Annotated in this window: 13 protein-coding genes; 8 read left to right on the plus strand and 5 right to left on the minus strand. The window is 70.9% G+C overall.

Annotation, left to right across the window (positions count from 1 at the left end; genetic code table 11):
* Window positions 1-93: 93 nt before the first annotated feature.
* Together IEY87_RS26510 and gdhA are read left to right on the plus strand one after the other, a co-directional pair.
* Entirely contained in the window at window positions 94-2,292 is a 2,199-nt protein-coding gene (locus IEY87_RS26510; RefSeq protein WP_189141501.1) for an MMPL family transporter, read from the plus strand.
* Between the two features lie 102 nt (window positions 2,293-2,394).
* On the plus strand, window positions 2,395-3,738 hold the full coding sequence (gene gdhA / locus IEY87_RS26515; protein ID WP_189141718.1) for an NADP-specific glutamate dehydrogenase: 1,344 nt from the start codon (window positions 2,395-2,397) through the stop codon (window positions 3,736-3,738).
* A 46-nt stretch (window positions 3,739-3,784) separates the two neighbouring features.
* Here gdhA and IEY87_RS26520 read toward each other — a convergent pair whose 3' ends face one another.
* From IEY87_RS26520 to IEY87_RS26535, 4 genes are all read right to left on the minus strand, one after another.
* On the minus strand, window positions 3,785-4,438 hold the full coding sequence (locus IEY87_RS26520; RefSeq protein WP_189141502.1) for an ArsR/SmtB family transcription factor: 654 nt from the start codon (window positions 4,436-4,438) through the stop codon (window positions 3,785-3,787).
* On the minus strand, window positions 4,438-4,932 hold the full coding sequence (locus IEY87_RS26525) for a cupin domain-containing protein (protein ID WP_189141503.1): 495 nt from the start codon (window positions 4,930-4,932) through the stop codon (window positions 4,438-4,440). The genes IEY87_RS26520 and IEY87_RS26525 overlap by 1 nt, the downstream gene beginning before the upstream one ends.
* 33 nt (window positions 4,933-4,965) lie before the next feature.
* A complete protein-coding gene (locus tag IEY87_RS26530; RefSeq protein ID WP_189141504.1) occupies window positions 4,966-5,739 on the minus strand; it encodes an ATP-binding protein in 774 nt (257 codons plus the stop codon).
* Between the two features lie 414 nt (window positions 5,740-6,153).
* On the minus strand, window positions 6,154-7,242 hold the full coding sequence (locus IEY87_RS26535) for an alcohol dehydrogenase catalytic domain-containing protein (protein WP_189141505.1): 1,089 nt from the start codon (window positions 7,240-7,242) through the stop codon (window positions 6,154-6,156).
* Between the two features lie 125 nt (window positions 7,243-7,367).
* Here IEY87_RS26535 and IEY87_RS26540 point away from each other — a divergent pair, with 125 nt between their 5' ends.
* The 4 genes from IEY87_RS26540 to IEY87_RS26555 all read left to right on the plus strand — a co-directional run bounded on the left by IEY87_RS26540 (window position 7,368) and on the right by IEY87_RS26555 (window position 13,001).
* Complete coding sequence (locus tag IEY87_RS26540) at window positions 7,368-8,627, plus strand: ABC transporter substrate-binding protein (protein WP_189141506.1); 1,260 nt, start codon at window positions 7,368-7,370, stop codon at window positions 8,625-8,627.
* Window positions 8,624-11,320, plus strand: a complete 2,697-nt coding sequence (locus tag IEY87_RS26545; RefSeq protein ID WP_189141507.1) for an ABC transporter permease subunit — start codon at window positions 8,624-8,626, stop codon at window positions 11,318-11,320. The genes IEY87_RS26540 and IEY87_RS26545 overlap by 4 nt, the downstream gene beginning before the upstream one ends.
* Window positions 11,320-12,060: an ABC transporter ATP-binding protein gene (locus IEY87_RS26550; protein ID WP_189141508.1), complete on the plus strand. Its 741-nt coding sequence runs from the start codon at window positions 11,320-11,322 to the stop codon at window positions 12,058-12,060. The genes IEY87_RS26545 and IEY87_RS26550 overlap by 1 nt, the downstream gene beginning before the upstream one ends.
* Before the next feature lie 104 nt (window positions 12,061-12,164).
* The gene (locus tag IEY87_RS26555; protein WP_189141509.1) at window positions 12,165-13,001 is read left to right on the plus strand and encodes a TIGR03619 family F420-dependent LLM class oxidoreductase; all 837 of its coding nucleotides are present in this window, start codon (window positions 12,165-12,167) and stop codon (window positions 12,999-13,001) included.
* An 89-nt stretch (window positions 13,002-13,090) separates the two neighbouring features.
* Here IEY87_RS26555 and IEY87_RS46775 read toward each other — a convergent pair whose 3' ends face one another.
* Window positions 13,091-15,199: a CHAP domain-containing protein gene (locus IEY87_RS46775; protein WP_263653153.1), complete on the minus strand. Its 2,109-nt coding sequence runs from the start codon at window positions 15,197-15,199 to the stop codon at window positions 13,091-13,093.
* Between the two features lie 620 nt (window positions 15,200-15,819).
* Here IEY87_RS46775 and tnpB point away from each other — a divergent pair.
* Together tnpB and IEY87_RS26570 are read left to right on the plus strand one after the other, a co-directional pair.
* A complete protein-coding gene (gene tnpB, locus IEY87_RS26565; RefSeq protein WP_189141510.1) occupies window positions 15,820-17,202 on the plus strand; it encodes an IS607 family element RNA-guided endonuclease TnpB in 1,383 nt (460 codons plus the stop codon).
* Window positions 17,203-17,235: 33 nt separating this feature from the next.
* A complete protein-coding gene (locus tag IEY87_RS26570) occupies window positions 17,236-17,520 on the plus strand; it encodes a PaaI family thioesterase (protein WP_189141511.1) in 285 nt (94 codons plus the stop codon).
* The last annotated feature ends 36 nt before the right edge of the window (window positions 17,521-17,556 follow it).

Here is a 17,556-nt window from a genome sequence, read left to right on the forward strand (position 1 = left end):
TTTCCATGGGTGATACAGCCTCCCGATATATCTGGCTTTATCGTATTGCCTGAACGACCGTACAGGACGGGCGTGAACGGGGGGCAACGGGCGATGTCGCGTTTTCTGGGACGGCTGGGCGGCTGGTGTGCCCGCCACGGCCGGCTCGTCCTGACCTTATGGGTGATCGCCGCGGCGGCCCTGATGGGCGGCAGCATCGTGCTGGGCAGCCCGGTCAGCAACGACGCCAGCATCCCCGGCACCGACGCGCAGCGCGCCCACGACCTGATGCGCGACGGCTTCGGCCCCGGCTATGACCAGGGCGGCACCGTACAGCTGGTGATCTACTCCCCGTACGGGCCGCTCACCGAGGATCGGCCCAAGCAGGCCGTGGAGCGGACCGTCGCGGACCTTCGCACCCTGCCGCACGTCGTCCAGGTCGACTCGCCCTACCGCAGGGGCGGCATCGCCTCCAACCTGCGGATCGGCCTGGTCACCGTACGGATGGAAGGGCACGACAGCACCAAGCTCGCCGAGAACACCCAGGTTCTGTCGGCGGCCGCCGAGCCGGCCAGGCAGGCGGGGCTGGAAGTCGTTCCCGCGGACAGCTCCACCCCGGCGGACAAGGAGATCAAGACCGGGCCAAGCGAGATCATCGGCGTGGTGTGCGCCCTGCTGGTGCTGATCTTCGCGTTCGGCACGCTCACCGCCGCGCTGGTGCCGATCTTCACCGCGCTCGTCAGCGTCGCCTCGGGGCTGGGCGTGATCGGCCTGCTCGGCCATGTCGTGGACGTGCCCAAGCAGGCGGGCATCATGGCCACGATGATCGGCCTCGGCGTCGGCATCGACTACGCGCTGTTCCTGCTGTCCAGGCACCGCAGGCTGCTCGCCACCGGGCTGCCGGTCCAGGAGGCGGTGCGCCGGGCGGTGGCCAGCTCCGGCGGGGCGGTGGTGTTCGCCGGCGGCACCGTGATCATCGCGTTGAGCGCGCTCATGCTGGGCGGGTTCCCGCTGCTGCGCACGCTGGGCTGGATCACCGGCATCTCGGTCGTGTCCGCCGTGCTCACCGCGGTCACGCTGGTGCCCGCGCAGCTCGGCCTGCTGGGCCACCGCGTCAACACGCTCAAAGTGCCCTTCCTCGGCCGCCGGCCCGAGTCGTCCGGCTGGGGCGGGCTCGGCGCCTGGGTGGCCAGGCGGCCGTGGACGGTCCTGGTCGGCAGCGTGCTCGTGCTGGCCACGCTCGCCGCGCCCGCCCTCGCGCTCCAGCTCGGCTCGCTCGACGAGGGGTACGGCGCGAAGGGCGAGCCCTCCCGGCGGGCGTACGAACTGATGGCCTCCGGGTTCGGCCCCGGCATCAACGGGCCGTTGACCGTCGTGGCGAAGGTGACCGGCTCTGACGCCGCCGTCGACCGGCTGAGCAACGCGATCGAGGCCGTGGACGGGGTCGCGAACGTGTCGGAGGCCAAGAAGAACGACTCCGGCGACGCCGTGATGATCCAGGTCGTGCCCGAGTACGCCCCCAGTGATGCCCGGGCGGCCGAGGTCGTCAGGGAGATCCGCCAGCTGAACGTCGACGGCGTGCAGGCGCATGTGGGCGGCGAGGTGGCCGGGCTCACCGACGCGGCCGATCGGATGGCCGAGCGCACCCCGCTCGTCATCGGGGTGGTGGTGCTGCTCAGCGCGCTGTTGCTGCTGTTCGCCTTCCGGGCGCCGATCGTCGCGATCAAGGCCGCGCTGATGAACCTCGTCTCCCTCGGCGCCGCCTTCGGCGCGCTGGCGCTGGTGTTCTCCATCGGGCTGGGCAGCGGCCTGGTCGGCATGGACGCGCCGGCGAACAGCTCGTACCTGCAGACGATCTTCTTCTCGGTGCCCATCGAGAGTTACGTGCCGCTGATGCTGTTCGCGGTGCTGTTCGGGCTGTCGATGGACTACGAGGTCTTCCTGCTCACCGCGGTACGGCAGGCGTACCTCAAGCATGGGGACAACGCGCGCTCGGTCGCCGAAGGGCTGGGCTCGACCGGCAGGGTGATCACCTCGGCGGCGCTCATCATGGTCGCCGTCTTCACCGCGTTCATCGCCTACCCGGATCCGATGGTGAAGACCTTCGGGGTGGGGCTGGCGGCGGCCATCGCGGTGGACGCCACCATCATCAGAGGCTTCCTGGTCCCGGCGACCATGGTGCTGCTGGGGCGGTGGAACTGGTGGTGCCCGCGCTGGCTGGACCGGCTGCTGCCGAACCTGTCGGTGGAAGGGCACGAGGACGAGGACGCCCCGGCCCGCCCGCCCGTCCCCGTCATGTCCGGGCAGAGCTGACCACCCGGCGGTTCTTGGCCCGTCCCGCCGCCCCGGATACATCTCACTTATTGCCGCCCCCTAAAGTGAGGAATGTAACGGTACGTGAACTGGGGGACTTCGGTGTTGCACGAGAAGCTGTCGTCGATCTATGACAACGTCCTTCGGCGCAATCCCGGGGAGATCGAGTTCCACCAGGCGGTGCGCGAGGTCCTGGAGAGCGTCGGTCCGGTCCTCGGCAAGCATCCTGAGTACGCCGAATCGAAGATCATCGAGCGCATCTGCGAGCCCGAGCGGCAGATCATCTTCCGGGTGCCGTGGGCGGACGACAGCGGCGAGGTGCACATCAACCGCGGCTTCCGGGTCGAGTTCAACAGCGCGCTGGGGCCGTACAAGGGTGGGCTGCGTTTTCACCCGTCGGTCTATCTGGGGATCGTCAAGTTCCTCGGGTTCGAGCAGATCTTCAAGAACAGTCTGACCGGCCTGCCCATCGGCGGCGGCAAGGGCGGCTCGGACTTCGACCCCAAGGGGCGCTCCGAGCGGGAGGTCATGCGGTTCTGCCAGAGCTTCATGACCGAGCTCTACCGCCACATCGGCGAGTACACCGACGTCCCCGCCGGTGACATCGGCGTCGGCGGGCGCGAGGTCGGCTTCCTGTTCGGCCAGTACAAGCGCATCACCAACCGCTTCGAGTCCGGCGTCATCACCGGCAAGGGGCTGTCGTACGGCGGCGCCCAGGTCCGCACCGAGGCCACCGGCTACGGGTGCGCGTTCTTCGTGGAGGAAATGCTCAGGGCGCGCGGCACCTCCTTCGACGGCAAGACGGTCGTGGTGTCCGGCTCCGGCAACGTCGCCGTCTACGCCATCGAGAAGGTCGAGCAGCTCGGCGGCAGGGTGGTGGCCTGCTCCGACTCCGCCGGCTACGTGGTCGACGACAAGGGCATCGACCTGGAGCTGCTCAAGCAGATCAAGCAGGTCGAGCGCGGCCGGCTGGAGACCTACGCCGCCCGCCGCGGCGATCACGTCGCCTTCGTGCCGGGGCGCAGCGTGTGGGAGGTGCCCTGCGAGGTGGCGATGCCGTCCGCCACGCAGAACGAGATCACCGGCCGCGACGCCGCGAAGATGGTGGAGACCGGCTGCGTGGCCGTCGGCGAGGGGGCGAACATGCCCACCACCCCTGAAGGCATCAAGATCTTCCTGGAGGCGGGCGTCGCCTTCGGCCCCGGCAAGGCCGCCAACGCCGGGGGCGTGGCCACCAGCGCGCTGGAGATGCAGCAGAACGCCAGCCGCGACTCGTGGACCTTCGAGACCACCGAGCTCCGCCTGCGGGAGATCATGCGCGACATCCACGGCCGCTGCGTGGAGACCGCCGACGAGTACGGCATGCCGGGCAACTACGTGGCGGGCGCCAACATCGACGGCTTCCGCCGAGTCGCCGACGCGATGCTGTCCCTGGGCCTGATCTGACCCTGGGCTGATCCGGCCCGCAGCCTGATCCGGCCCGCAGCCGGATCTAAGGCGATTCCTGGACGGCGCGCCCCGAACGGCGCCAGCCGGTGAGGCCACCGTCCAGGGGCCGCGCCCGGTAGCCGTGCGAGCGCAGCACCTCCACCGCACGAGGGGAGACCACGCAGTACGGCCCGCCGCAGTAAGCGATGATCTCCGCGTCGCCGGGCAGCTCGCCCAGCCGGTCCAGCAACTCCTGCAACGGCACCGACACCGCGCCGGGCACATGCCCCTCGGCGTAGGCCGCGGCCGAGCGCACGTCCACGACCACCGTGTCCGGCTCCCGCAGCCGTGCGGCCAGCTCGGCGGCCGTCACCGCCTCGAACGAGCCGAGCCGCTCCTCGACGGCGTCCCGCAGATCGGCGAGCCGTTCGTGGGCGAACCCCTGGAATTGGCCGAGAAAGCGCGACACCCGCTCGTCGGCCAGCCGGTAGTAGACCCGGGTGCCGTCCTTCCGGCTGGTCACCAGGTGCGCGGCGCGGAGCTGCTGGAGCTGGGCCGAGGTGTTCTTCAGCGCCACGCCCGCCTCCTCCGACAGCTCCTCGACCGTACGCTCGCGCTGGTCGAGCACGTCGAGCAGGCGCAGCCGGACCGGATTGGACAGCGCCTTGCCGATGCGGGCGAGCTGCTGGTAGATCGGCTCTTCCGGGAAGTCGGGCATCAGACCATGAACTGGTCGTGGCGTCGGAACAGCTCGGTCCACTCCTCGTCGCTGAGCTGCCGGTCGTTGGTTCTGATGTCGGCGAGCGCCTCGAAGTAGGCCTCGCGCGGCGCTCCCGGCGTGAACAGGATCAACATCGTCGCCGGCTGCCCGGACTCGTTGCTGAAGGCGTGGATGCCGCCCTCGGGCACGAACAGGAAGTCACCCGGCGTCCCGTCCGTCCACGTGACGCCGTTGTAGAGCCGGACGCTGCCGGACAGGACGTAGAAGGACTCGGTCATCCCCCGGTGGAAGTGCGGGCTCGCCCCGCCGGGCTTCGGGCCCATCTCCCACCGGTAGAGCCCGAACGCGCCGTTCGTGGAAGCTCCGGTGCTCAGGTAGTGCACCTGGGTGCCGCCGGGGCTCATCACCAGGTCGGGCTCCTGCACGGCCGGCCGGAGCACCCCAGTGCTCTCGCCGCTCTCACCCAGATAACGCGCGGGGGGATAGGACATACCGCCTCCTCTAATCTTCTAATGTTCTTTAGATTAGCGGCTCACGGTCGACCCGTAAAGAGTAGGAAGATCCACGAGCAGGACCCGCGCGTCGGACCGGGCCGCAGCCACCAGCTCCTCGTCGAAGCCCGCACCGCCGTAGCAGGCGAGCACCGTCTCGCTCGTGTCATAGCCCTTGACCTCCAGGAGATCACGCGCCTGGCGGAGCCTGTCCAGGTGCCGCAGCCCCATCACCTTCCCCCACTTCGCCTCGCCCAGGGAGCGCACCTTTCTCGGCTCGCCGGCGAAGGCGGGCGAGAGCACCGCGACGTCGATCTGGATCTTGCGCTCCTTCTTGTCACGGCTGCCGGGATCCGTCACGGTGCCCGCGGCGACCTCGCCGACCGGCCCGAACAGGTCGTCGCCGTAACGGGAGGCGTACTCCCGGCAGAGCGTCTCGAAGTGCGGACCCATGATCGCGGAGGAGAAACGCCCGCGAGCCCGCTCCCAGACCTGGGCGGCGTGCCCGGTGGTGAGGGCGACCCACTCGGGGCGCATGATCGCCTGGTAGAAGGCGATGATCGGCTCCGCGATCCGGTAACAGGTGGCGTTGGACTGGAACGCGTCCCGCTCCTTGACCACCAGCCCGCAGTCTTCGAGCACCCGCAGCGGATGAGTGATGTCGGAGGACTTGTAGCCGATGTGCCCGGCGATGCGTCCCCAGGTGTGGTTGCCCTCCGCGATGGCGGCGCCGGTCGAGCACGGAGCGGACCACCCAGGCGTCGAAGTCCTCCAGCGACCGGGGTGTGTCCGACGCCACGAACTCATGCCGATAGGCAGGGGTGCCCCCGGCGATCGCGTGCACCATGGCCGCGAGCCGGGGATCTTCGAGCTCCCAGAACTCGCCGGCCACGCGGAACGGCAGCGGCTGGACGACCAGCTCCAGCCGGGCCCGGCCGCGCAGCGGAGCCTGTCCGGACAGCACCTTGCCCATGACGGACAGGGCCGACCCGCAGATCAGCAGCCTGGCCTGGCTCGTGCCGCGATGCGTCCGGCCACGCAGGTCGATCTCCTGCTTGAGGATGGAGGGCAGAGCGGGCGCTTGCCGGTGAGCGGCCCATGCCGTTGGTCATCGACGAGTTCCCGTACCTGATGAAGGCCAATCCCAGGCGGGCTTTACCATGGGCGACTCCGCATGCACTGAAGTACGCGTTCCAGCGAACTGTACTTCAGTGGATCGGCTCAGAAGACGATGACGGAGCGGGCGACCGTGCCCTGCTTGGTGTGGGTGATCGCGTCGTTGATCTGGTCCAGGGGGAGGCGTTCGGTGATCAGGCCGTTGAGGTCGAGGCGGCCGCGTCGGTACTGGTCGGCGAGCATCGGCAGGTCGCGGTGGGGGGCCGCGTCGCCGCCCTGGGTGCCCATGAGGCGGCGGGAGGCGAACAGCAGGGCGGGGTCGAGCTCGATCGGGCGGCCGGCCGGAGGGCTGCCGACCATGACGGTGGCGCCGCCCGACCGGGTGGCGGCGAAGGTCCGGGCGAGCACGCCGGGCACGCCCGTGACGTCGAAGGCGTAGTCGACGCCGCCGTTGACCAGCTCGCCCACCTGGGCGGGGAGGTCGGCGGGCGTGAGGGTGTGGGTGGCGCCGAAGCGCTCGGCCAGTTTGAGCTTCGGCTCCGCCACGTCGGCGGCGATGATCGTGGTGGCGCCGGCGAGGACGGCGCCCTGGATGACGTTCAGGCCGACGCCGCCGCAGCCGACGACCAGGACGGAGGAGCCGGGGGTGACCCGGGCGACGTTGAGCACCGCGCCGACGCCCGTGACGACGCCGCAGGCCAGCAGGCACATGGCGTCGAAGGGGGCATCGGGGGCGATCTTCACGCACATGGCCTCGGCGACGACGGTGTACTCGGCGAACGAGCCGATGCCGATGAAGCGGCGGGCCTGCTCGCCGTCCAGGGTGGCGCGGGGCGGACCGCCCATGACGGCGGTCATCCTGGCCCGGCCGGAGCACAGGTGGAAGCGGCCCGCGCCGCAGCTCCGGCACTTCCCGCAGGGGCCGTTCATGGCGACGATCACGTGGTCGCCGGGAGCGACGCCGGTCACGCCGGGGCCGGTGCTCTCCACGACGCCGGCGCTCTCGTGGCCGAGGATGAACGGCAGGCGGGAGACGACCGGGCTCTTGCCGTCGATGGCCTTTAGGTCGGAGCCGCACACGCCGGACGCCTTGATCTGGACCCGGACCTCGCCGGGGCCCGGGTCGGCGATCTCGACGTCGCGGACCTCCAGCGGGGCGTCGAAGGCGGTCAGCACGGCCGCGCGCATCAGCATGCGCCCACGCTAGCCCGGCCGCCTGTCTCTAACAAGCGGTTGCTCGGTCGATTGACACCCCTGCGGGGCGAACTTACGCTGACCGCAAAACCAAGCGAGCGCTAGGCCAAAACCCGGAGGCTCACGTGCGGCACACAGTACGGCGAGGCGTGGCCGCGCTGGCGGCGGCCGGAATGCTGGCGGGCTGCGCGGCCGAGCAGAGCGGCGGCGGCGGCGGGACCGGCGGCACCGGGACCGCGCCGGGGGTGACGGCCACCACGGTCAAGATCGGCGGCGTGCTCACCAAGACCAGCGCCAGCGGCTACTCCACCAAGGACGCCGAACTCGGCGCGAAGGCCAGGTTCGAGCGGGCCAACGCCGAAGGCGGCGTGCACGGGCGCACGATCGACTTCCTCGGCGCGGAGGACGACGGCCAGGACGCGGCCAAGGGCGACGCCGCCGCCAAGAAACTCGTGCAGAAGGACCAGGTGTTCGCCCTGGTGCCGGTGCACGCGCCGAACTTCGGCGGGGCCGCCTTCCTGGAGCGGGAGGGCGTGCCGTGGTTCGGCTGGGCGACCGGGCCGCAGTGGTGCGGCACGAAGACCGGCTTCGGCTACAACGGCTGCCTGGCCCCCAAGCCGGGCGCGGGCTCCCAGACGTGGTGGGGCAGGCAGCTGGCCGACCTGCTCGGCGGCTCCGAAGGCAAGAGCGTGTACGTACAGACCTCCGACTCCAGCGGCAGCAAGTACGGCGGGACCACGATCTCGCAGTCGTTCACCGCGGCCGGGTTCGAGCTCGCCGGGGTGAACTCCGCACTCCCCGGCGCCGCGCCCCCGCCCGACTGGCTCCCGTACGTGAACAAGATCATGACCTCGGACGACGGCGGCCCGCCCGACGTCGTGGTGTCGGTGATCGCCGGCACCAAGTTCAACGTCGGGCTCTACTCGGCGCTGAAGCGGGCCGGCTACAAGGGGGTGCTCACCGACGCCACCAGCTACGACGCCGCCGTCCTGAAGGACCCGGCGAGCGCGCAGGCGCTGGAGGGCGTGATCGCCGCGCCCATGTTCGAGCCGTTCGAGTCCGACGCCCCGGAGATCGCCCGGCTCAGGGCCGACGTCGAGAAGGTCGCGCCGGGCACCACCCTGACCCAGCACCTGGCCATCGGCTACTGGGCCGCCGACATCTTCCTCGACCTGCTGGCCAAGACCGGCAAGGAGCTGACCAGGGAGAAGTTCCTGGCCACCGCGAACGGCTCCTACGCCTACGACAATCCGGGCTTCGGCCGGATCCGCTACCCGAAGGACCACAGCGAGCCGAACGGCTGTGGCGCCCTGGTCAAGCTGGAGGGCGGCGCCTTCCAGGTGGCCAGGGGCATGAAGTGCTTCGACAACGTGCCACTTAAATGATCGTCGATTACGTCCTCAGCGGGCTGGTCACCGGCGCGATCTTCGCGATCATGGGCTCCGGCCTGACCTTGTCGTACGCGGCCACCGGTGTGTTCAACTTCGCCCACGGGGCCATCGGCTTTCTGACGGCCCTGGTGTTCTACCAGCTGAACATGGCGCTGGGGCTGCCCGCCTGGCTGTCCGCGCTGATCGCCGTCGCCCTGTTCGCCCCTTCGCTCGGCTACCTGCTGCACCGGGCCATGTTCGCCGGGCTCGCCCAGGCGGGGGAGACCGCGCAGATCGTCGGCACCATCGGGCTCACGATCGCGCTGCCCGCGCTCGGCCTGCTCGTGGTGGACCTGCTCGGGCTGCCCAGCGCGGACGCCACCGCGCTGCCGCGCGGCATCGGCCCGCACCCGGCGGTGGGCCTCGAACCGCTCGGCGTGCGCCTGGACACCGACCAGCTCATCACCTTCGCCTTCTCGGTGGTCACCGCCGCCGGGCTGTGGGCGTTCATGCGGCACACTCCGTACGGCCTGCGCATGCGGGCCTCGGTCGACCGGCGGCGCCTGGCCACGCTGCGCGGCGTCGACGTGGCCGCCACCTCGGCCCTGGCCTGGACGCTCGGCTCGGGCCTGGCCGGGCTCGCCGGGGTGCTGGCCGTCTCGGTGGTCGGACTCGACGCCACCGCGTACACGGTGCTGCTGTTCGCCTCGGCGACGGCGGCGGTGTTCGGGCGGCTGCGGTCGATTCCATGGACGTTCGCCGCCGGGCTCGCGCTGGGCGTGGTGCAGAACCTGGTCGCCGGATACACCGACTTCCTCGAAGAGGTCACCGGGCTGCGGACGGCGGTGCCGGTCATCCTGCTGTTCGCCGGGCTGGTGCTGCTCAACCGGTCACGGGAGCGGGTCGCGGGCAGTGCCGCCGAGGATGCGCCGCCGCCCGACCACCTGGCCGGGGTGCCGCTGTGGCGGCGCAGGCTGCCGTGGGTGGTGGCGCTGGCCGCGCTGGTGGGGTTCACCTTCATCGGGCCTGATTACTACGTGGGCATCGCCGCCCAGGGGCTGGTGCTGGCGCTGATCTTCTGCTCGTTCGTGGTGGTGACCGGGATCGGCGGCATGGTGAACCTGGCGCAGGCGTCCTTCGCCGCGATGGCGGCGCTGACCTGCGGGTGGGCGTTCGCCTCCGGGCTGCCGTTCCTGGTGGCGATCCTGCTGGGAGTGCTGGCGGCGGGCGCGGTCGGGCTGCTGGTGGCGCTGCCCGCGCTCCGGCTCGGCGGGCGGGTGCTCACCCTGGCCACGCTCGCGCTGGCGCTCCTGGCGGACCAGGTGCTGTTCCAGGTGGACGCGTTCAGCAACGGCACGATCGGGTGGTCGCTGCCGGCGCTGGGGTTCGGGTTCGCGGACACGTCCGACGCGCGGGTGCGGGTGGTATTGCTGCTCGTGCTGATCGGTGTTGTCGGACTTCTCGTGAAAAATCTCGAAAAATCAGCGTCTGGGCGGGCGATTCTGGCGGTTCGGTCGGCGCCGGCGGCCGCCGTCACCTCCGGGCTGTCCGCCCCGCGCACCAAGATCCTCCTCTTCGTGCTCGCCTCCGCGATCGCCGGGCTCGGCGGGGTGCTGTACGCGATCTCCAAGGGCTCGATCACGGCCACCGACCTGCCGGCCTCCGCCGGGTTCGTCTGGCTGGCCGTAGTCGTGCTGCAGGGCGTGCGGCGGATCGGCGGCGCCGTGCTCGGCGGGCTGATCGCCGTCGTCTTTCCCGAGCTGCTGGCCACCTGGGACGTGTCGGCGCACGTGGGGGCCATCCTGTTCGGGGCGGGCGGCATGATCCTCGCCAAGCACCCGGACGGTGTCCTGTCCCAACTCGCCGAATCCCGCCACCGCCGCCGAACCCGCAGGGCGGAGCCGGCACCCCAGGAACGCTCGGTGAGCCCGGAACATCAGGAGCCTCTCGCGGATTCAGAGCATCCGGTAAGGCGCGATCCTCGGGTGGCTGTGGGCCGGCGTGGGGGCGGGACCGCCGACGAGCCTCGGGAACTGTTCCGGCTGGAGAACGTCGTGGCCGGGTACGCAGACTGCACCGTACTGCGTGGTGTGGACCTGGTCGTCCGGCCGGGGGAGGCGGTCGCGTTGCTCGGCGCCAACGGCGCGGGCAAGTCCACCGCCTGTGCCGTCGCGGCCGGGGACCTGCCCGCGACCGCCGGGCGGGTGCTGCTCGACGGCGCCGACATCACCGCCTGGCCCGCGTACCGCCGAGCGCGGGCGGGCGTCCTGCTGGCTCCCGAGGGCCGTGGCGTGTTCCCCGGTCTCACCGTGGAGGAGAACCTGCGCACCTGGCTGCCCGACCCGGCTCAGGTGTACGAGCGGCTGCCACGGCTCGCCGAGCGCCGGGCCGTACCGGCAGGAGCGTTGTCGGGTGGCGAGCAGCAACTGCTCACCCTCGCCCCGGCGCTGGTCCGGCCGCCACGGGTGCTGATCGCCGACGAGCCGTCGCTCGGGCTCGCGCCGCTGGTCGTTCAGCAGGTCTTCGAGCTTTTCGCCGAGCTGCGCGAGCGCGGGGTGGCGCTGCTCCTGGTGGAGGAGAAGGCCACGGAGGCGCTGCGGATCGCCGACCGGGTGGCGTTCATGCGACTCGGCCGCGTCACCTGGACGGGCCCGCGCGCCGAGGTCGACGGCGACCGCCTGACAGCCGCTTACCTGGGGGCGACGTGATGCTGGCCGTACAAGGGGTGTCGGTGGCCTTCGGTGGGGTCAGGGCGCTGTCGGAGGTGACCTTCGAGGTGCCCGACGGGCAGGTGTGCGGGGTGATCGGGCCCAACGGGGCGGGGAAGACGACGCTGTTCGATGTGGTGACGGGGCTGCGCCGGCCGGATGCGGGGCGGGTGCGGGTCGGGGGCGAGGACATGACCGGGCTCTCGGCGGTGCGCAGGGCTCGCGGAGGGGTGCGGCGGACGTTCCAGCGGCCGCAGGTGTTCGGGCGGCTGACCGTGGCCGACAACGTGCTGGCGGCGCTGGACTGGCGCGGTGGCGGCGGCGGGCTGCTCGCCGACCTGGGGGGATGGCCCGCCCGGCGGCGGCTCGAACGTGAGCGCAGGACACGGGTGGCGCAGGTGCTGGAGCTGTGCGGGCTGACCGAGGTGCGTGACGCCTACGCGGCCGCGCTGCCGGTGGGCCGGCGCAGGCTCGTCGAGCTGGCCCGTGCCCTCGCCGACCGGCCGCGCCTGCTGCTGCTCGACGAGCCCACCTCCGGGCTGGACGCCGACCAGACCGCCCGGCTGGCCGAGGTGGTGGCCGCCCTGGACACGACCGTGCTGCTGGTCGAGCACGACATGGGTTTCGTCATGGGCGCCTGCGACCGGCTCGTGGTGCTCGACCTGGGCAGGGTGATCGCGTCGGGGCCACCGGAGCGGGTCCGCGACGACCCCGCCGTACGGGCCGCGTACCTGGGGTGAGGTCCCCTGCGGCAATCGGCCGGAATCCCGCCGGTGCCCGGTGTCCGGTGCCGTGCTCGGCTGTCCGGATGGTGTTTTGACCAAGCGTTTGTTAGGTTAGCAGGGTGAGATTCGGGGTGCCCCTGGGGCTCGTCCATCCGGCCGCGTGGAAGGACGTCGCGGTGGCCGCCGACGAGCTCGGGTACGAGTCCGTCTGGCTGCCAGAGCATCTCGTCTTCGCCACCGACCTCTCGCTGGCCGCCTATCCCAGCTCTTCGCGACCCGCCATCAAGCCGTCCACGCCGCTGTACGACGCGCCCGCGTACCTGTGCTTCCTGGCCGGGGTCACCAGCCGCGTCCGGCTGGGCACGGCGGTGCAGTTGCTGGCGCTGCGGCACCCGTTCGTGTCGGCCCGCGCCTTCGCCACTCTCGACGCGGTCTCCTCCGGGCGGGCGATCTGCGGCGTGGGGGCCGGGTGGTATCGCGGCGAATGGGACGCGGCAGGGGTGCCCTTCGCATCGCGGGGGGCACGGCTCGACGAGGCCATCGAGGTGGTCAGGCGGCTGTGGAGCGAGCCGCTGGTCGCGCATTCGGGGGCCTTCTACGCTTTTCCTGAGGTGGCGTTCGAGCCCAAGCCCGTGCAGTCCCGGCTGCCCATCCTGGCCGGTGGCGAGTCGGGCGCCGCGCTGCGCAGGGCGGCGCGGTTGTGTGACGGGTGGATCAGCATGCCGCACACGCTGGAGACGATCACCCCCCAGGTGCGGCGGCTGGAAGCCCTCGGCGGGGCCGCGTCCATCACGGCCCACGCCTACGAGTTGTCCGCACCGGACGAGGTGGCGTCGTGGGCGGCCCTGGGGGTGGACCGGCTGATCGTCCGCCCCTGGACCCGCACCCGAGACGCGGTGACCGCCCTGACCACCTTCGCCGCCGACCACAACCTCTCGCCCGACCCCTCAGCCTGACCACCACGGCGCTGTGCGGGCCCTCGGGTGAGGATCCCGAATGGGTGCCGACGTGGCTGTGCCGGCCACGGTCTGGCCGCTGGGGGCGGTCAGGCGCGGTGGCGGCCTCGGCGGGAGCCTGGGCGGCGGGTGCCGTGGGTGGAGGTCTGGGGGTGCGAGGGCTGGGGGGAGGCAGGGCCGGGGGTCGCGTCGTCGAACGGCGGGGACCAGTTCTCCGACAGCGATGCGCCCGCCATGGCCATGCTCGGGTCGGGGGAGTGGGTGGGCCTGGCGGCGGTGGGGGAGGTCGAGCGGTGGCGGCGGCCGCGCGGGGAGGCGATCACGGCGAAGCCGGTCAACTCCTCCGCGGGGTGCTCGCGACCGCGCCGCCGACCGCAGTAGGCGCCGGAGGGATGCTCGCGGCGGGGGGTGGATCCGGTCGCGCCGCCGCGTGCGGACGCCGCGAAGGGAGTGAACGCGTCGAACTCGCTCGCCGCTCCCGGCGTACGGGAGAACGCCTCGAACCCGCTCGACGCGTGCCGGGTGCGCGGCGACGACTCGCCGCCGCTCGTGGCGTGCCGGTTGTGAGAGAACGACTCACCGCCGGGCGACGTGTGCCGGTTGTGAGGGACCGACTCGCCGCCGTGCGTCGTGTGCCGGGGGCGGGAGAACGGCTCGAAGTCACCGGCGCCGCGTCCGGTGCGGGAGAACGGCTCAAAACCGCCGATGTTGTGCCCGGCGCGGGGGAACGACTCGGGGTTCCCGGTGCCGCGTCCGGCGTGGGGGAACGACTCGAAGTCGCCGGTGCCGCGTCCGGTGTGGGGGAACGGCTCGAAACCGCTGGTGGTGTGGCCGGTGTGGGACTCGGGGCGGGCGGGTGTCTGGGGGGTGAGGGGGAAGGGCTCGAAGTGGCGGGTGCGGGGGGCGGCTCCGGTGGACGCCTGGGGGAGGTGGGTGAAGCGACCGATGGGGCCGGTGGATTCCAGCCTGCGGGGGAACGACGCGAGGTCCATGCCCTCCGACGTGGCAGGGGATCCGGTCATCGGCCGTGCGCGGGTGAACGCGTTGAACGCGCTCGTCGCCTCGGGAATGACGATCGTCTCGAACGTGGGGACGACGGTGTCCTTGAGCGACCTGAGTGCGCCGACGGGTTCGGCGGCGTCCAGGAGGGGCCGGTGCGGGCCGGTGAGCTCGACTGGGTTCCGGCGCGGCGGACGCTCGGTGGCGGCGCGCCTGGGCGTGGCCCCCTTGCGGCGGCGGCGATGGGCGGGAGCGGGCGCGGGGGTCGCGAGGGCCGGGCGCAGCCGCAGGCGCCTGGTCTTGGTGATCGCCAGCATCGCCAAGGTGGCGACCAGGGCGGAGGTGAGGATCGCGGGAGATCCGAGCGCGGCGGAGGGCGGCGTGGGGGCGGCGACGTCCGTGATCACGGGGATGGGGCCGGTGGTCACCGCGCTGGTGTCGGCGGCGGAGTGCTTGGCGTGCTTGCCGCTCTTGGGCACCGCCGGGGCGGAGATCGTGCCGGATGCCGGGGCGGAGATCTCGATCTTGGGCGAGGGCTCGGGCGCGGGCGCTTCGGCCTGGGCCTGCTCGGTCTTCTTCTTGGCGGTGCCCTTCGGCGCCGAGAGCAGCACCTTCGCGTCCTGCTCCGTCTCCAGGAACGGGATCTCCGGGCGGAGCTCGTCGGGCAGCTGGAGCGTGCCGGGCTTGGTGCTGCCGGGGTGGTCGGCCGAGTAATAGCCGTCGCGCATCGACTCCTTGGCGTCCAGCCGTTCCTTGATCTTCCACGGATAGCCGTAGCCGACGACCTTGCTGGTGTCGCGTTCCTTGCGCTTGGCGACGCCCCCGTCGATGTTTCCTTCGATGGTGAAGATCCGGCCGCCTTCGACCCGGGTCACGATGCCCACGTGGTCGATCCGGCTGATGCTGTCGGAGCCGCTCCAGTCGTAGAAGACGAAGGCGCCGGGCACGGGCTTGGTGCCCCAGGCGTCCTGCTTCTTGAACCACTTGGCGTGCGCGACGGTCCAGGCGAACTGGCCCATCCACTCCTCGTAGCCGAGCTTGTGCGCGGCCCAGGAGAGGAACATGTCGCACCAAGGAGCGTGCGTGTAGTCGGCGTCGAACTCCACGTTCTTGCCGTACCAGCTGCCGAACTTGGTGTACGCGCTGGCCTTCTCCGCGTAACCGAGCTCGCTCTCCAGCAGGTCGATGAACTTCTTCATCTCAGGGGTCAAAGTGTGAGGGCAACCCTTCGCACGAGTCCGGTTTCGTCCAAGCAGCCTGGGGTACCGGGGTGACCCGGGACACTTGTGACAAAACCGGAGACCTGTTGTCATCCGTGATGCGAGAGGCTACCGGCCCGTAAAGGCAGGTCAAGCATGCGCCAAGGGAAGCCCATGCCCGTCCCATGTCGGAAGCCGCAGGTCAGAAGTATTACGGAAATATCACGACAAAGGTGATTCAACGCAAAAAAGATCTACCAAATTTGGTGAACTACCTCGCTCCGCTGTCGGCTCTTCGCCGTACGTAACGGACGGGGCCGTATGTAGAACCTTGTTCTAAGATGCTGGGCATGACGATCGAGGCCACCATCAGTGATGGTTTTCTCTGCGCGTGATCGCGGTGTGTCACGTGGTGATCGGGGTCGGCTCAGTGGTCTGCTCGCTGGCGGACGGCATGACGAAGCGCTGGAAGGCCTGCGGCTTCGCGCCGCGCCTGCCCGGCGCTGCCTGCTCCATCCCGCAATCGTCACGATGCGCGTGCAAAGCCTTACCCAGTGTGCAGCCATGCTGGTAAAGTCCTTCGCACACACTCTCGAATACGCGAGGGGAGGGGAATCGTCGTGCAGGTCGTGCAGGCCTACCGTTTCGCGCTGGACCCGACCGCGCGTCAGGGTGCCGCGTTGGCGTCGCATTGCGGGGCGGTGCGGGTGGCGTTCAACTGGGGTCTGGCGCAGGTGAAGGCGAATCTGGCGCAGCGGGAGGCCGAACGCTCCTACGGCATCCCCGACGATCAGCTCACCCCGGCGTTGTCGTGGTCGATGTACAGCCTGCGCAAACGCTGGAACCAGGTCAAGGACGAGGTGGCGCCGTGGTGGGCGGGCAACTCCAAGGAGGCCTACGCGTGCGGGCTGGCCCGCCTGACCGACGCGCTGTCCAACTGGCGCGACTCCCAGCAGGGCACGCGTAAGGGCCCGAAGATGGGGTTTCCCCGGTTCAAGACCAAACGCCGCGCGGCCCGGTCGGTGCGCTTCACCACCGGCACGATCCGGCTGGACGGCCACACCCACGTGATCTTGCCGGTGCTGGGCCGGATCAAAACCCACGAGCCGGTCGGCAAACTCGCCCGCCTGCTCGCCGAAGGTGCGCGGATCGCTTCGGCGACCGTCCGCTGGCAGGAGGGCCGCTGGCACGTCAGCTTCACCGTGCACACCGAACGCCCCCCAGGCAAGCCTGCCCGGCCGGACGCGGTGATCGGCGTGGACCTCGGCATCAAAACCCTGGCGGTCTTCTCCGACGGACGCCCGCCGGTCCCCAACCCCAGGCATCTCAATAACGCTATGCGTAAGCTGCGCCGTCTGTCGCGGGCGGTCGCTCGCAAACACGGCCCGGACCGGCGCACCGGCCAGCGGCCGTCGCAGCGGTGGCAGCGGGCGAACGCGGCCCGCAACCGGGCGGAGTACCGGGTGGCGGCGCTGCGCCGCGACGGCATCCACCAGCTCACCACCAGCCTGGCACGGACGTACGGCACCATCGTGGTCGAGGACCTGCACGTGGCCGGGATGATCCGTAACCGGCGACTGGCCCGCGCCCTCTCCGACGCCGGTTTCGGGGAGATCCGCCGCCAGCTCGCCTACAAGACCGGCTGGAACGGCGGCCGGTTGCTGGTGGCGAGCCGCTGGTTCCCCTCCTCCAAGACGTGTTCATCCTGCGGCGCGGTGAAAACCAAGCTGCCGTTGCGGGTGCGCACCTATGTCTGTGAGGGGTGCGGTCTGTCGATGGACCGCGATGAGAACGCCGCGCTCAATCTCGCTTCGCTGGTGGAGCGTACGGTCGCCGGGAGTGGCCCGGAGACTGAAAACGGACGTGGAGCCGACCGTAAGACCCCGCCTGGCGGGGCGGGTGGCTGTGAAACGTCAACCCCGCACCGGGCACCCACTGCCCGGATCAGACGAGGACCTTCGCCCACACCGGGTGAATCACTGAGAATCCTTGAAACTCAGTGAACGGATCAGCGCCATGGTGCTCGACCCGACCACATGCTGGGCCAGGCGGCGGCCGTGGCCGGGTTCGCGGGCGTGACGGCCACCTTGACCATGTCCTACCGCGCGCCGGTGCCCTATGGCACGCCGGTGGTGGCGACGGCCGAGCACACCCGGGCCGAGGGCCGTAAGAGCTGGTCGGACGGGCGCATCTCGCTGCCCGACGGAACCGTGCTGGTGGAGGCGACCGGCCTGTTCGTCACCCCGGCCGCCTGGCTCCGGGAAGGACCGCACGGCCGCCCCGACGGCGGCGCCCGCCCAGGCCTCAGCACAGGTCAATAGCCCGTTTCGGCTCAGCGGGCTCAGCGGCCCCGGTAC

Source organism: Nonomuraea glycinis (assembly GCF_014646515.1).
In the GTDB taxonomy this organism is placed as follows: domain Bacteria; phylum Actinomycetota; class Actinomycetes; order Streptosporangiales; family Streptosporangiaceae; genus Nonomuraea; species Nonomuraea glycinis.